The sequence below is a fragment of the Massilia sp. SYSU DXS3249 genome (genome assembly GCF_053668055.1).
Genome location: NZ_JBSIPX010000024.1, coordinates 28,489 through 42,986, shown reverse-complemented (window position 1 = coordinate 42,986; position 14,498 = coordinate 28,489). Strand labels below are relative to the sequence as shown.

At 64.2% G+C, this 14,498-nt stretch carries 14 protein-coding genes; 13 read left to right on the top strand and 1 reads right to left on the bottom strand.

All coding sequences use genetic code 11. The features are described 5' to 3' along the window. Positions 1 to 22 precede the first annotated feature (22 nt). From secY to dsbD, 9 genes are all read left to right on the top strand, one after another. Positions 23 to 1,357: a preprotein translocase subunit SecY gene (secY, locus tag ACWCIA_RS21235; protein WP_454166488.1), complete on the top strand. Its 1,335-nt coding sequence runs from the start codon at positions 23 to 25 to the stop codon at positions 1,355 to 1,357. A 20-nt stretch (positions 1,358 to 1,377) separates the two neighbouring features. Then, a complete protein-coding gene (gene infA / locus ACWCIA_RS21230; protein ID WP_005663428.1) occupies positions 1,378 to 1,596 on the top strand; it encodes a translation initiation factor IF-1 in 219 nt (72 codons plus the stop codon). A 37-nt stretch (positions 1,597 to 1,633) separates the two neighbouring features. After that, complete coding sequence (gene rpmJ / locus ACWCIA_RS21225; protein ID WP_005663407.1) at positions 1,634 to 1,747, top strand: 50S ribosomal protein L36; 114 nt, start codon at positions 1,634 to 1,636, stop codon at positions 1,745 to 1,747. A 12-nt stretch (positions 1,748 to 1,759) separates the two neighbouring features. Then, positions 1,760 to 2,125: a 30S ribosomal protein S13 gene (gene rpsM / locus ACWCIA_RS21220; protein ID WP_056337616.1), complete on the top strand. Its 366-nt coding sequence runs from the start codon at positions 1,760 to 1,762 to the stop codon at positions 2,123 to 2,125. A 14-nt stretch (positions 2,126 to 2,139) separates the two neighbouring features. Beyond that, positions 2,140 to 2,544, top strand: coding sequence for a 30S ribosomal protein S11 (gene rpsK, locus ACWCIA_RS21215; RefSeq protein ID WP_005663404.1), 405 nt, complete (start codon positions 2,140 to 2,142; stop codon positions 2,542 to 2,544). A gap of 232 nt (positions 2,545 to 2,776) precedes the next feature. After that, positions 2,777 to 3,400: a 30S ribosomal protein S4 gene (rpsD, locus tag ACWCIA_RS21210; protein ID WP_379781526.1), complete on the top strand. Its 624-nt coding sequence runs from the start codon at positions 2,777 to 2,779 to the stop codon at positions 3,398 to 3,400. Positions 3,401 to 3,516: 116 nt separating this feature from the next. Continuing rightward, positions 3,517 to 4,494 (top strand): DNA-directed RNA polymerase subunit alpha, encoded by a 978-nt coding sequence (locus ACWCIA_RS21205; protein ID WP_026354946.1) that lies wholly within the window; start codon positions 3,517 to 3,519, stop codon positions 4,492 to 4,494. A 123-nt stretch (positions 4,495 to 4,617) separates the two neighbouring features. Beyond that, on the top strand, positions 4,618 to 5,013 hold the full coding sequence (rplQ, locus tag ACWCIA_RS21200; protein ID WP_005663400.1) for a 50S ribosomal protein L17: 396 nt from the start codon (positions 4,618 to 4,620) through the stop codon (positions 5,011 to 5,013). Positions 5,014 to 5,148: 135 nt separating this feature from the next. Then, on the top strand, positions 5,149 to 7,023 hold the full coding sequence (gene dsbD, locus ACWCIA_RS21195; RefSeq protein ID WP_454166487.1) for a protein-disulfide reductase DsbD: 1,875 nt from the start codon (positions 5,149 to 5,151) through the stop codon (positions 7,021 to 7,023). A 187-nt stretch (positions 7,024 to 7,210) separates the two neighbouring features. Here the strand turns inward: dsbD and ACWCIA_RS21190 are convergent, their stop codons facing one another. Continuing rightward, a complete protein-coding gene (locus ACWCIA_RS21190; protein WP_454166486.1) occupies positions 7,211 to 7,768 on the bottom strand; it encodes a Spy/CpxP family protein refolding chaperone in 558 nt (185 codons plus the stop codon). 200 nt (positions 7,769 to 7,968) lie between these two features. On the opposite strand from ACWCIA_RS21190, the gene ACWCIA_RS21185 reads away from it, so the two are divergent. The 4 genes from ACWCIA_RS21185 (at position 7,969) to ACWCIA_RS21170 (ending at position 14,481) form a co-directional block, all read left to right on the top strand. Beyond that, positions 7,969 to 8,697, top strand: coding sequence for a response regulator (locus ACWCIA_RS21185; RefSeq protein WP_454166485.1), 729 nt, complete (start codon positions 7,969 to 7,971; stop codon positions 8,695 to 8,697). After that, complete coding sequence (locus ACWCIA_RS21180) at positions 8,694 to 10,052, top strand: ATP-binding protein (protein WP_454166484.1); 1,359 nt, start codon at positions 8,694 to 8,696, stop codon at positions 10,050 to 10,052. The genes ACWCIA_RS21185 and ACWCIA_RS21180 overlap by 4 nt, the downstream gene beginning before the upstream one ends. Before the next feature lie 101 nt (positions 10,053 to 10,153). Next, positions 10,154 to 11,341 (top strand): efflux RND transporter periplasmic adaptor subunit, encoded by a 1,188-nt coding sequence (locus ACWCIA_RS21175; protein ID WP_454166483.1) that lies wholly within the window; start codon positions 10,154 to 10,156, stop codon positions 11,339 to 11,341. Then, positions 11,338 to 14,481 (top strand): efflux RND transporter permease subunit, encoded by a 3,144-nt coding sequence (locus tag ACWCIA_RS21170; RefSeq protein WP_454166482.1) that lies wholly within the window; start codon positions 11,338 to 11,340, stop codon positions 14,479 to 14,481. The genes ACWCIA_RS21175 and ACWCIA_RS21170 overlap by 4 nt, the downstream gene beginning before the upstream one ends. Positions 14,482 to 14,498 lie beyond the last annotated feature (17 nt).

Here is a 14,498-nt window from a genome sequence, read left to right as displayed (position 1 = left end):
CGCTGCCTGATCGGAGCACAAATTGGCGACTAATTCACAACTTGGTAAAAGCGCTGCCGCCGGCTTCCCCTGGGGTCGGCTGTGGTTTTTGCTTGGCGCATTGGTCGTGTACCGCCTCGGTGCCCACGTCCCGGTTCCCGGGATCGACCCCGTAGCGCTGGCATCGCTGTTCAAGCAGAACGAAAGCGGCATCCTGGGCATGTTCAACATGTTCTCGGGTGGCGCGCTTGAACGCTTTACCGTGTTCGCACTCGGGATCATGCCCTACATTTCGGCTTCGATCATCATGCAGCTGGGGTCGATCGTCTCGCCGCAGTTGGAAGCGCTGAAAAAGGAAGGCGAAGCAGGGCGCCGCAAGATCACCCAGTACACCCGTTACTTCACGGTGGTGCTGGCGTTGTTCCAGGCGTTCGGCATTGCCGCCGCGCTCGAAACCCAGCCGGGCCTTGTGCTCGACCCGGGTCTCGGCTTCCGCTTCGTCACGGTCGTGACCCTGCTGACCGGCACCATGTTCCTCATGTGGCTGGGCGAGCAGATTACCGAACGTGGCCTGGGCAACGGCATTTCGATCATTATCTTCGCCGGTATCGCAGCCGGTCTGCCGTCGGCACTGGGTGGCCTGTTCACCCTGGTCTCGAACGGTTCGATCAGCAGCTTCGCCGCGATCGTTATCGTGATCCTGGTGGCCTTTACGACTTACGCGGTGGTGTTCGTCGAGCGTGGTCAGCGCAAGATCCTCGTGAATTACGCCAAGCGCCAGGTCGGCAACAAGGTGTACGGTGGCCAAACCAGCCACCTGCCCCTGAAGCTGAACATGGCCGGCGTGATCCCGCCGATCTTCGCGTCGTCGATCATCCTGTTCCCGGCAACGATCGTTGACTGGTACACGCGGGGCAAGGACACCAGCAGCCCGTTCATCGGGTTCCTGAAAGACCTGGCAGCCTCGCTGACGACCGGTGAACCGATCCACGCTTTGTTGTATGCAGCGGCGATCATCTTCTTCTGCTTCTTCTATACCGCGCTGGTCTTCAACAGCAAGGAAACGGCGGACAACTTGAAGAAAAGCGGCGCGTTTGTCCCGGGCATCCGTCCAGGTGACCAGACCGCACGCTATATCGACAAGATCCTGATGCGCCTGACCCTCGCTGGTGCGGTGTACATCACCCTGGTGTGCCTGGTGCCGGAGTTCATGCAGTCGTACTGGAAAGTTCCTTTCTATTTCGGCGGCACGTCGCTCCTGATCATCGTGGTGGTGACGATGGACTTCATGGCACAAGTGCAGAACTACGTCATGTCGCAGCAATATGAATCGCTGCTGCGCAAGGCGAACTTCAAGGGCGGGATTCCGACGCGATAAGCGGGGAGCGAAGAGACCGAATGGCAAAAGACGACGTCATCCAAATGCAAGGCGAGATTCTCGAGAATCTCCCAAATGCGACATTTCGTGTGAAGCTGGAAAACGGGCATGTGGTCCTGGGGCATATCTCGGGTAAAATGCGGATGAACTATATCCGCATTCTCCCGGGAGACAAGGTAACGGTGGAATTGACCCCGTACGACTTGTCCCGGGCGCGCATCGTATTCCGCACCAAGTAAAAAATATTAAGTAAACTCACCAGGAAGAGAGTACAAAATGAAAGTTAATGCTTCAGTCAAGCGGATCTGCCGCAACTGCAAGATCATCAAGCGCAAGGGCGTGGTCCGTGTGATCTGCGTCGAGCCGCGTCACAAGCAGCGTCAAGGTTAAGAGGAATAACGAATGGCACGTATTGCAGGGGTTAACATCCCAAATCATCAGCACACTGTTATCGGCCTGACGGCGATCTACGGTGTTGGCCGTCCACGTTCGCAGAAGATCTGCGACGCTACCGGTATCGCGACCAACAAGAAGGTCAAGGACCTGGACGACAACGAACTCGAGAAGCTGCGTGACGAAGTTGCGAAGTTTGTCGTGGAAGGCGACCTGCGCCGCGAACTGTCCATGAACATCAAGCGTCTGATGGACCTGGGCTGCTACCGCGGCATGCGTCACCGTAAGGGCCTGCCAGTGCGCGGCCAGCGTACCCGTACCAATGCACGTACCCGCAAAGGTCCGCGTAAGGCCGCTCAATCGCTGAAGAAATAATCTAGGAACCGACCATGGCTAAGCAACAAAGCAGCGCAGCAGCAGCACGCGTTCGTAAGAAAGTGAAGAAGAATGTGGCTGAGGGCATCGCCCACGTCCACGCTTCGTTCAACAACACCATCATCACGATCACCGATCGCCAGGGCAACGCCCTGTCGTGGGCGACGTCGGGTGGCGCTGGCTTCAAGGGCTCGCGCAAGTCGACCCCGTTCGCGGCTCAGGTCGCTGCTGAAGCAGCCGGCAAGGTCGCTCAGGAAAGCGGCGTGAAGAACCTGGAAGTGCGCATCAAGGGCCCAGGCCCAGGCCGTGAATCGGCTGTTCGTGCACTGAACAACCTGGGTATCAAGATCACCGAGATCCAAGACGTGACGCCAGTGCCGCACAACGGCTGCCGTCCGCCGAAGCGTCGTCGTATCTAAATCCAGCCGGGCAGTTCTGCTGCCCAGTTGTTTTCAGTACACCGCTTGAGCAGCAAGTAGCATCAAAAGCCGGTGCAGTAGCCCGAATTCGGGTATACTGCCCGGCTGTTGTCGTCCTGCACCTCGTGCGGGACATCTTTTCAGCCACGTCCGCTCAACTATGGGTCGGACTAGCGCCTGCCGCATCCTCGGGATGCCTCTGGGGCGTGATTAATACATCAAAGGATTCAACGTGGCACGTTATATCGGACCAAAAGCAAAACTGTCGCGCCGTGAAGGCACCGACCTGTTCCTCAAGAGCGCACGCCGCTCGCTCGACTCGAAGTGCAAACTGGACGTCAAGCCAGGCCAGCACGGCGTCAAGTCGGGTGCCCGCACCTCGGACTACGGCAACCAGCTGCGTGAAAAGCAGAAGGTCAAGCGCATGTACGGCATCCTCGAGCGCCAGTTCCGCCGCTACTTCGCAGAAGCGTCGCGCCGCAAGGGCAACACCGGCGAAACCCTGCTGAAGCTGCTGGAATCGCGCCTGGACAACGTCACCTACCGCATGGGCTTCGGCTCGACCCGCGCCGAAGCGCGCCAGCTGGTCAGCCACAAGGCCTTCACGGTCAACGGTAACGTCGTGAACATCGCTTCGTACGCAGTCAAGACCGGCGACGTCATCGCCGTTCGCGAAAAGGCGAAGAAGCAAGTGCGTATCGTCGAAGCGCTGTCGCTGGCTGAACAAGTCGGCATGCCGAGCTGGGTCTCGGTCGACAGCAAGAAGATGGAAGGTACCTTCCGTTCGTTCCCAGAGCGTAACGAGATCGCCGCCGACGTCAACGAAGCACTGATCGTCGAACTGTACTCGCGTTAATAAGTAGTTAGTAATTACGCCCGCTCCATCATCGAGCGGGCGTTTGCACTTTCAGTTTTCACCATGCCATCAGCCTTATCGGTGTAACGAGCCGAGGGTATTGAAAAGGACATTTCATGCAAAATAGTTTGTTGAAGCCACGTATTATCGATGTCGAGGCGCTCGGCGCCGGTCACGCCAAAGTCGTGATGGAGCCGTTCGAGCGTGGCTACGGCCACACGCTGGGCAACGCCCTGCGTCGCGTGCTGCTCTCGTCGATGATCGGCTACGCGCCGACCGAAGTCACCATCGCCGGCGTCGTGCACGAGTACTCGTCGCTGGACGGCGTGCAGGAAGACGTCGTCGACCTGCTGCTGAACCTGAAGGGTGTCGTGTTCAAGGTCCACAACCGTGACTCCGTGACGCTGACCCTCAAGAAGGAAGGCGAAGGCGCCGTGCTGGCATCGGACATCGACCTGCCGCATGATGTGGAACTGATCAACCCGGACCACGTGATTGCTCACCTGACCGCCGGTGGCAAGCTCGACATGCAGATCAAGGTCGAGAAGGGCCGTGGCTACGTGCCTGGTAACGTCCGCCGCCTGTCGGAAGACACCAACAAGACCATCGGCCGCATCATCCTGGACGCATCGTTCTCGCCAGTGCGCCGCGTGTCGTACGCGGTGGAATCGGCCCGTGTCGAGCAGCGTACCGACCTGGACAAGCTGATCATCAACATCGAGACCAACGGCGTCATCACCCCGGAAGAGGCGATTCGCCAGTCGGCACGCGTGCTGGTCGACCAGCTGAACGTGTTCGCCGCCCTGGAAGGCACGGAAGCCGCCGCCGAAGCACCATCGCGTGCTCCGCTGGTCGATCCGATCCTGCTGCGTCCAGTCGACGACCTGGAACTGACCGTCCGTTCGGCAAACTGCCTGAAAGCAGAGAACATCTACTACATCGGCGACCTGATCCAGCGTTCGGAAAACGAACTGCTCAAGACGCCGAACCTGGGCCGCAAGTCGCTCAACGAAATCAAGGAAGTCCTTGCTTCGCGCGGCCTGACCCTGGGTATGAAGTTGGAAAACTGGCCGCCTGCCGGCCTGGAAAAGTAATTCACGCTGTACCTGCCCGGACAATGTTGTCCGGGCAGTTTTAAACCTCACTAACCGGTCCGCGGTCATGTGCAAGCATGAACGATCGAAGAACTGGAATTTATACACTCGAAAGGAAGTACCATGCGTCACCGTCACGGCCTCCGTAAGCTGAACCGTACCTCGTCCCACCGTCTCGCCATGCTGCGCAACATGACCGTCTCGCTGCTGCGTCATGAAGCCATCAAGACCACCGTGCCAAAAGCCAAGGAACTGCGTCGCGTCATCGAACCGATCCTGACCCTGGGCAAGACCGACACGCTGGCCAACAAGCGCCTGGCATTCGCCCGCCTGCGCGACCGCGAAATGGTGCAGAAGCTGTTCGCCGAACTCGGCCCACGTTACGCCAACCGTAACGGCGGCTACCTGCGCATCCTGAAAATGGGTTTCCGCGTGGGCGACAACGCGCCGATGGCGTACGTCGAGCTGCTGGACCGTCCGGAAGTGACCTCGGCTGAAGAAGCACCGACCGCCGAGTAATCGCTCCCGCGATACAAGAAAAACCAGGCCCCGTGCCTGGTTTTTTTTCGCCCGTCCGCCGGCCGACGCAGGCCATTACCCATCGGCACGCAGCCGGTGTACCATTCCGCTGTGTCGTCGAATCCAAAGGTAGTCATGCCCCGTTCCCTGTCCCGCGCGCAGTACATCATCCTTTACTTCGCGCTGTCGCTGCTGTTGCTCATGAGCGCTACGGCCACGCCCGCGCGCGCCGCCGAGGAATTCCTCGACCCGTCGATCGCGTTCCGCGTGTCCGCACGGATGGAGGGCGAGCGCACCGCCGTCGTCACCTATGCCATCGCCGACGGCTACTACATGTACCGCGAGCGCTTCAAGTTCACCGCCAGCGGCGTCAAACTGGGCGAACCGCAGATCCCTCCGGGCAAGGTGAAGTACGACGAGACTTTCCAAAAGGACGTCGAGACCTATAAGGGCTCCGTGACGATCCGCATTCCGGTCGAGGGCAGCGGGCCGTTCACGCTCGTCGCCGGCAGCCAGGGCTGCGCCGACGCCGGCCTGTGCTATCCGCCGCAGGAAGCGAGCCTGCAACTGGCGGCCGGCGGCGCCGCACCGATGGCGAGCCTGCCGATCGGCGCCAATGCGCCGGCGCAGTCCTCGTCCATCCTGTCCGCCAGCCCGCTGAGCGAAGGCCCGGCAAGCGCCGCCATGAGCACCGCGCCAGCAGCGACGCCATCCGCGCTTGAGACAGGGCCTGCGCCGGCTGCACAGGCGCCGTCCGAGATGGCCGGCATCGACGCCATCCTGCAAGGCGGGCGCCTGCTGGCCATCGTGCCCGCGTTCGCACTGCTCGGCCTGGGCCTGGCTTTTACTCCGTGCGTGCTGCCGATGGTGCCGATCCTGTCGAGCATCATCGTGGGCGAGGGCGGCAAGGCCAGGCGCTCGCGTGGTCTGGTGCTGTCCGTGACCTACTCGCTCGGAATGGCGATCGTCTACACCGCGCTCGGCGTGGCGGCCGGCCTGATCGGGGAAGGCCTGGCGGCAGCCCTGCAAAACCCCTGGGTGCTGGGCGCCTTTGCCCTGCTGATCGTGGCGATGGCGATGTCGATGTTCGGCCTGTATGAGCTGCAGGTGCCGGCCGCGCTGCAGACGAGGCTGGCCGGCGCATCGAGCCGCCAGGCCTCCGGCAAGCTGGCCGGGGTGTTTGCCATGGGCGCCATCTCCGCCCTGATCGTCGGCCCCTGCGTGGCCGCGCCGCTGGCCGGCGCCCTGGTCTACATCAGCCAGACGCGCGACGTCCTGATCGGCGGGGCCGCATTGTTCTCGATGGCGATCGGCATGAGCATCCCGCTGCTGCTGGTGGGCGTCTCGGCCGGCTCGCTGCTGCCGCGCGCCGGCGCCTGGATGGAATCGGTGAAGCGCTTCTTCGGCGTGCTGATGCTGGGCATGGCATTGTGGCTGGTGTCGCCGGTGCTGCCGGCGGCCGTGCAGATGGTGCTGTGGGCGATGCTCCTGCTCGGCTACGGCGCCTGGCTGCTGAGCCGTCGCGGCCACTGGGCCTCGCTCGCCCTCGGCGCGGTGTTCGGCATTCTCGGTGCGATGCAGCTGGTGGGCGTGGCCAGCGGCGGCCGCGACGCCCTGGCGCCGCTCGCGCACCTGAGCGGTACGCCGCGCCATGCGCTCGAATTCGAGCGTGTCAAAACCGTCGCCGAGCTCGATGCGGCCCTGGCGGCCAACCGCGGCAAGACCGCCATGCTCGACTTCTACGCCGACTGGTGCGTGTCCTGCAAGGAGATGGAGAAGCTGACCTTCGTCGACCCGGCGGTGCAGGCCAAGCTGGCCGATACCGTGCTGCTGCAGGTGGACGTGACCGCGAACGATGCCCACGACAAGGCCATGCTCAAGCGTTTCGGCCTGTTCGGGCCGCCGGGCATCATCCTGTTCGACCGCAATGGCGCAGAGATTCCGGACAGCCGGGTGATCGGCTACCAGGGGGCGGAAAAGTTCCTGCGGTCGCTGCAGAAGCTGGACTGAACGGCGAAACGCAGGATGGACTCCTGAGCCCACGCGTGCGGCGTAAGCCCCATGCCAGGGGTGGAGGTAACGCGTCGCGTACGCAACGAGCGCAGACGAGCGGACTCGGGAGTCCACCCTGCACGTTACGCCGTACGCGAGCCGACAAAAAAAGGGATGCCGAAGCATCCCTTGTCATTTTTATTCACTAAACAATGTAGCTTTGCAGCGCCGCGCCACGCTGGCCGTGATGACCGTGATGACCGTGGTGGCCACGGTGACCGCGGTGCTTGCCGCCGAAGCGCGCCCCCTTGCTGTCCATGACCTGCTTCTGCTCCGGCGTCAGCACGGCGTAGAAGTTGTTCAGCGCCGACAGGCGGGCTTCCATGCGTGCAGTGCGCTGCTTCTGGCGCTCGATCTGCAGCTGCAGGCGCTGCGGTGCGGGCAGGGCGGCCAGCTTCGTGCGCTCGCCGCCCGCCTGGGCCAGCTGGCGCTGCTGCGGCTTGCCGGCGGCGAGGAAGGCGGCGAAGGCCGGTTCCTGCTGCGGGGTCAGCTTCAGCTCGGCACGCAGTTTGGCAACGCGCTGGGCCTGGCGCTCGGCCCGCTTCGCCTGGCGTTCGGCTTTGTGGGCTGCGCGCTGCTCGGCGCTGACGGCATGGCCATGACGGCCTTCCGACGGTTGCACTGGGGCGGTCTGGGCGATGGCGGCGCCGGCGAAACCGATGGCGGCGAAGGCAACCAGGATATTCTTGCGGATGGTGTTCATTTCAGGATCCTTTGGGTGTGTGAGTCGTTCAAATGTGCGCATGAACTGCTCGCTGCACAGGACCTATCTTCGCGAATAAATGTAAGCCCAGCGTGTCCCCTGCCACGCACTTTGTATCAATATGTTTCCTTCATGAATTCATATACATACCGATACAAATACGCTGCGCATACCCCATGTAAGCAGGGATAATTGCGGCCATGGACAATCCCTCTACTATCCTCATCGTCGACGACGACCGCGACATCCGCCAACTGCTGGCCGATTACCTCGAGTCGAACGGCTACCGCGCGCTTGCCGCCGGCGACGGCAACGCGATGTGGAAAATTCTCGACGAGTCGCGCCCCGACCTGATCGTGCTCGACCTGAACCTGCCGGGCGACGACGGCCTGACCCTGTGCCGCAAGCTGCGCGCCACCTCGAGCCTGCCGGTGATCATGCTGACCGCCCGCAACGAGCCGCTCGACCGCATTCTCGGCCTCGAGATGGGCGCCGACGACTACCTGCCGAAACCCTTCGAGCCGCGCGAACTGCTGGCGCGCATCCGCAGCGTGCTGCGCCGCTCGCACGCGATGCCCTCGAACGCCCCGGCCGAGAACGTGCAGCAGATGCGCTTTTCCGGCTGGACCCTGGACCTCACCGCGCGCCACCTGGTCAATCCCGACGGCCTCGTGATCATGCTCTCGGGCGCCGAGTTCCGCCTGCTGCGCGTCTTCCTCGAGCATCCGAACCGCGTGCTGAACCGCGACCAGCTGCTCAACCTGACCCAGGGCCGCGACGCCGACCCCTTCGACCGCTCGATCGACATCCAGATCAGCCGCCTGCGCCAGAAGCTGGGCGAAGATGCGCGCATGCCGCAAATTATCAAAACCGTGCGCAACGGCGGCTACGTGCTGGCCGGCCAGGTGACCGTGGAGCCGGCCACGTGAAAGCCTTTATCGGCTCGATGACGGGCCGTGTTTTTGCCACGCTGCTGCTGGGGATCCTGGTGTCGGCCGCGCTGACCCAGTGGCTGGCCGACGTCGAGCGCCAGCGCGTGCTCGAGCGCCAGCGCGACCAGACCCTGATCGAACGCGCCGAACAGCTCATCATGGCCACCGAGATCGTGCCCGCCTCGGCGCGCCGCGCCTACCTGACCGTGGCCAACCGTCCCGGCCTGCAACTCGAAGCCGGCACGCCGCACGTCGAGGCGCCGCAGTCCTCGAACTTTGCCAAAACGCTGTCGGACCGCCTCGGCAAGAGTTACCTGATCCGCTCGGCCGTCCAGCGTCCCGCCGCCTGCGCCAATCCGCCGCGCATGCCGATCCTGTACGGCCTGCTCAGCGCCGAGTGGCGCGGTGCCTGCGAGAACCTCAACGTGCGCCTGCGCGACGGCGAGCAGCTGCACCTGGCCGTGCTGCCGCCGCGCACGCTGGTGGCGGCCGAGACCGACTACCGTTCGGTGCTTGCCCTGTTTTTCGTGAGCATCGCCTTCCTCGCCTACCTGGTCGCGCGCATGACGACGCGCCCGCTCAAGCAGCTGGCGCAGGCCGCGCAAGACCTCGGCAACGACATCAACCGCGCCCCGCTCGACCTCACCGGCGCCAGCGAAATCCGCCAGGCCAGCGCCGCCTTCAACGCGATGCAGGCGCGCATCCGCCAATACATCTTCCAGCGGACGCAGATGCTGGCCGCAATCACCCACGACCTGCAGACCCCGCTCACGCGCATGCGCCTGCGCCTGGAAAAGGTGGCGGACAAGGAACTCCAGGAACGCCTGATCGGCGACCTGTCGGCGATGCAGGCGATGGTGCGCGAAGGGCTCGACCTGGCGCGCAGCATGGACACCACCGAGAGCATGCAGATGCTCGACCTCGATTCGCTGCTCGCCTCGAGCGTCGACGATGCCGCCGACGCCAACCAGGCCGTCACGCTGTCGGGGCGCTCGGGCAGGAAGCTGCTCGGCCGCCCGCTGGACCTGCGCCGCTGCCTGGGCAACCTGATCGACAACGCCGTCAAGTACGGCCACCAGGCGCAGGTGATGGTGGACCGGGTCAACGGCGCGGCGCGCATCCGCGTGCGCGACGCCGGCCCCGGCATTCCGCAGGGAGAGATGCAGCGCGTGTTCGATCCGTTCTACCGCGTCGAGACCTCGCGCTCGCGCGAATCCGGCGGCACCGGCCTGGGCCTGACCATTGCCCGCAACATCGCCGAACAGCACGGCGGCAGCATCACGCTGGCGAACCACCCGGAAGGGGGCCTGGAAGTGACGCTGATGCTGCCGGAGTACTATCCTGAAAAATAACGAAGCCGCATGCGCCTGTCATATTTAATCGGTAGCATCGGACTTTTCGCATTGCCTTCATTGATCGATAAAGCCGCCGGGACGCGCGGTAAGGGACTTGAATGAAAAAGAATACGCTAGCAGTGATCGCCATCGTCGTTGCCGCCGGTGCGGCAGGAACCTGGTACATGAACCGCGACGCCCAGGCCGGCGCCGAGGCCGGGCAGGGCGCCCAGGGCGGCCGCGGCGGACCCGGCGGCGCGATGCCGCCGACCACCGTCAATGTGGTGGCGCCGCAACGCCAGGACGTCGGCGTCGACGTCGCCGCCAACGGCACCGTCACGCCCCAGCGCACGGTCGACCTGCGTCCGCAAACGACCAGCACCATCCGCCAGGTGCACATCAAGGAAGGCCAGTTCGTGAAGGCCGGCCAATTGATGTTCTCGCTCGACGACCGCAGCGACCAGGCCAGCGTGGCCCAGGCCCAGGCCGAAGTCCAGCGCGGCCGCGCGAACCTGGCCGACCTCGAGCGGCAGTACAAGCGCAGCCAAGAACTGGTTGCCCAGAAATTCCTCGCCCAGAGCGCCGTCGACACCCTGCGCAGCCAGGTCGAGGCCGCACGCGCCGCGCTGGCCGCCAGCACCGCCGCCGTGCGCGCCAGCCAGGTCAACGCCAGCTATACCAGCATCCGCGCACCGATGGCCGGCCGCGTCGGCGCCATCAACGTGTATCCGGGCTCGCTGGTGCAGCCGGCCACCTCGCTCACCACCGTCACCCAGCTCGACCCGATCGACGTCGCCTTCACGCTGCCGGAGTCCAGCCTCGGCTCGCTGCTGGCCGCGCAACGGGCGGGCAAGGTCGCGGTGGAGGCGAGCACCGGCGTGGCCGACGCCAAGCCGGTCATCGGCGAACTGAGCTTCGTCGACAACACCGTCGACCCGACCAGCGGCACGATCCGCGTGAAGGCGCAGTTCGGCAACAGCGAGGGCTTGCTGTGGCCAGGACAATACGTGAACACTCGCGTCACGGTGCGCACGATCAAGGACGCCGTCGTGATTCCGCAAAATGCGATTATCATCAATGCCCAAGGCACCTTCGTCTACGTGGCCGAGAACGGCACCGCGCGCATGGTGCCAATTGCGCGCCAGCACGGCTTCGGCCTGAACGCGGCGGTGACCGGCCTGACCGGCAACGAGCAGGTCATTACCGAGGGCAAGCAGAACCTGCGTCCGGGCGGCAAGGTGCGTCTCGCGGGCGCCAAGCCGCAAGGCGCAACGGCTGCACCTGCCGGAAAGGATAAAGCGGCATGAATTTGTCCGAACTGTGTATCCGCCGTCCGGTGATGGTGGTGCTGCTGTCGATCAGCCTGGTGCTGGTCGGCGTGCTCGCCTACCTGCACATCCCGGTCGCCGCGCTCCCCAGCTATAACACCCCGGTCATCAACGTCGGCGCCAACTTGCCCGGCGCCAGCCCGGAGACGATGGCGTCCTCTGTCGCCTTGCCGCTCGAGAAGCAATTTTCCACGATCGCCGGCATCAAGCTGATCACCTCGACCAGCACCCAGGGCAATACCAACCTGACCCTCGAATTCGCCAACGAGATCGACGTCGACAAGGCCGCCGTGGACGTGCAGGCGGCCCTGCTGGCCGCCCAGCGCCAGTTGCCGCAGGAGATGACGGACCTGCCGTCCTACCGCAAGGTCAATCCGGCCGACTCGCCGATCCTGTTCATGCACATGACGTCGCCGTCGATGAACCTGTCGGAGCTGAACGATTACGCCGAAAACATGGTGTCGCCAGCGATCTCGACCCTGCCGGGCATCGCCCAGGTCACCGTGAACGGCGGCAAGCGCTTCGCCGTGCGCGTGCGCGCCCGTTCCGACATGATGAACGCGCGTAATATCTCGATGGACGAACTGGCCGCCGCCCTGCGCGCCGCCAACTCCAACGCGCCGCTGGGCGTGCTCGACGGCCCGGCCCAGAGCCTGACCATCCAGGGCGGCGGCCAGCTGATGCGGGCGGCCGACTTCGCCAAGCTGATCGTCGCCACCCGCGACGGCCTGCCGGTGCGCCTGCAGGATGTGGCGCAGGTCGAGGACAGCTACCAGTCGGTCAAGGCCGCAGGCAGCCTGAACGGCGAGCGCTCGATCGTGCTGATGGTGCAGCGCCAGCCGAACGCGAACACCGTGCAGGTGGTCGACTCGGTGCGCGCGCTGCTGCCGAAGTTCGAGCAGCAACTGCCTGCGTCGATCAAGATCCACCTCGTCAACGACCGCTCGATCTCGATCCGCGAAGCGATCCATGACGTCAACCTGACCCTGGCCGGCACCGTGCTGCTGGTCATCCTGGTGATCTTCCTGTTCCTGCACCGCCTGACGGCCACCCTGATCCCGGCGGTCACGGTCCCGATTTCCCTGCTGGGCGCGCTGTCGCTGCTGTATGCCTTCGGCTACAGCCTCGACAACATCTCCCTGCTCGGCATTACGCTGGCGGTCGGCCTGGTGGTCGACGACGCCATCGTGGTGCTGGAAAACATCGTGCGCCACATGGAGATGGGCAAGAAACCCTTCCATGCGGCCCTGGTCGGCTCGCGCGAGATGGGTTTCACGATCATCTCGATTTCGATTTCGCTGGTCGCCGTGTTCATCCCGATCTTCTTCATGCCGGGCGTGATCGGCCTGCTGTTCCGTGAATTCGCCGTGGTCGTCGGCCTGGCCGTGCTGGTGTCGGCCGTGGTGTCGCTGACCCTGGTGCCGATGCTGTGCTCGCGCCTGATCAAGGGCGGCGGCCACGTCGAGCCGCACGAAATGTCCTGGGTCGGCCGCCGCTTCGAAGCCATGTTCACGAGCGTGCGCAACGGCTATGCGCGCACCCTCGATTCGGCGCTGCGCCACCGTTTCCTGGTCTTGATGATGGCCGTCGGCACCCTGGTGCTGACCGTCTTCCTGTATTCGACCATGCCGAAGGGCTTCTTCCCCGAGGAAGACTTGGGCCAGCTGCGGGTCACGGTCGAAGCTGCCGAGGACACCTCGTCGGCCAAGCTGATGGAACTCCAGGGCAAGGTCGTGGACGCGATGCGCGGCAACAAGCATGTGCAGAACGTGACCTCGTTCACCGGCGGCGGCAATACCGGCCGCATGTTCCTGGTGCTGGTGCCGCGCTCCGAACGTCCGGCCATGCCGGTGGTGCTGGACGAGCTGCGTAAAGCCACGCGCGGCATCGCCGGCGTGCAGGTATACATGTCGCCGGTGCAGAACCTGCAGCTGGGCGGACGCCAGAGCAAGAGCCGCTACCAGTACACGCTGCAGAGCGTCTCGGGCGGGGAAATCGGCGGCTGGGCCGAGCAGTTCCTCGAGCGCATGCGCGCCAACCCGCTGTTCCGCGACGTCACCAGCGACTCCCAGAACCGCGGCCTCCAGGCCACGCTCGACATCGACCGCGACAAGGCATCGCTGCTGGGCGTGGACATGGCCAGCGTGCGCACCGTGCTGTACGCCACCTTCGGCGAACGCCAGGTCTCGACCATCTATTCGACCGCGGCCAGCTATTACGTGATCCTGGAAGCGGCCGAGGCCGACCGCTATTACGACGATGCGCTGTCCAAGGTGTCGGTGCGCGCCAAGTCCGGCGAACTGGTGAAACTGTCGAGCTTTGCCAGCGTGCGGCGCACGGTCGGCCCGATCGCGGTCAATCACCAGGGCCAGCTGCAGGCAATTACCCTGTCGTTCAACCTGGCGCCGAACGTGCCGCTGGGCGACGCCACCGCGGCGATCGAGCAGATGGGACGCGACATGAAGCTGCCGGCTTCCGTCATCACCCAGTACGGCGGCGACGCGGCGGTGTTCCAGGACACCCAGTCCAGCCAGCTGATCCTGATCATCACGGCCATCGGCGTCATCTACGTGCTGCTCGGCGTGCTCTACGAGAGCTACATCCACCCGCTGACCATCCTCGCCGGCCTGCCGTCGGCGGCGGTCGGGGCGCTGCTCACCTTGTGGCTGTTCGACATGGACCTGACCCTGATCGCGATGATCGGCATCCTGATGCTGATCGGTATCGTCAAGAAGAACGCGATCATGATGATCGACTTCGCGCTCGACGCCCAGCGGAATGCGGGCATGAAGCCGGAAGAGGCGATCCGCGAGGCCTGCATCCTGCGCTTCCGCCCGATCCTGATGACGACGCTGGCGGCGATGATGGGCGCGCTGCCGATCGCGCTGGGCATCGGCGCCGGCGCCGAGCTGCGCCAGCCGCTGGGCCTGGCGGTGGTGGGCGGCCTGATCTTCTCGCAGGTGATCACGCTCTACATCACGCCGGTCATTTACCTGTACCTCGACAAGTACAGCGGCACCGGGCCGATGACGGACGACGATGTGGCCGCGGCCGAAGCGGCCCACGTCGCCCACGAGCCGCACCAGCCGGTAAAGCACCATCCGTCGCGCGCTGCCTGAAACAAGTTGTAACAACC

Bases quoted from the DNA above. Each gene is read 5' to 3' on its own strand.
- infA (WP_005663428.1), top strand. From the start codon at position 1,378: ATGGCAAAAGACGACGTCATCCAAATGCAAGGCGAGATTCTCGAGAAT.
- rpmJ (WP_005663407.1), top strand. From the start codon at position 1,634: ATGAAAGTTAATGCTTCAGTCAAGCGGATCTGCCGCAACTGCAAGATC.
- rpsM (WP_056337616.1), top strand. From the start codon at position 1,760: ATGGCACGTATTGCAGGGGTTAACATCCCAAATCATCAGCACACTGTT.
- rpsK (WP_005663404.1), top strand. From the start codon at position 2,140: ATGGCTAAGCAACAAAGCAGCGCAGCAGCAGCACGCGTTCGTAAGAAA.
- ACWCIA_RS21205 (WP_026354946.1), top strand. From the start codon at position 3,517: ATGCAAAATAGTTTGTTGAAGCCACGTATTATCGATGTCGAGGCGCTC.
- rplQ (WP_005663400.1), top strand. From the start codon at position 4,618: ATGCGTCACCGTCACGGCCTCCGTAAGCTGAACCGTACCTCGTCCCAC.
- dsbD (WP_454166487.1), top strand. From the start codon at position 5,149: ATGCCCCGTTCCCTGTCCCGCGCGCAGTACATCATCCTTTACTTCGCG.
- ACWCIA_RS21190 (WP_454166486.1), bottom strand. From the start codon at position 7,768: ATGAACACCATCCGCAAGAATATCCTGGTTGCCTTCGCCGCCATCGGT.
- ACWCIA_RS21185 (WP_454166485.1), top strand. From the start codon at position 7,969: ATGGACAATCCCTCTACTATCCTCATCGTCGACGACGACCGCGACATC.
- ACWCIA_RS21175 (WP_454166483.1), top strand. From the start codon at position 10,154: ATGAAAAAGAATACGCTAGCAGTGATCGCCATCGTCGTTGCCGCCGGT.
- ACWCIA_RS21170 (WP_454166482.1), top strand. From the start codon at position 11,338: ATGAATTTGTCCGAACTGTGTATCCGCCGTCCGGTGATGGTGGTGCTG.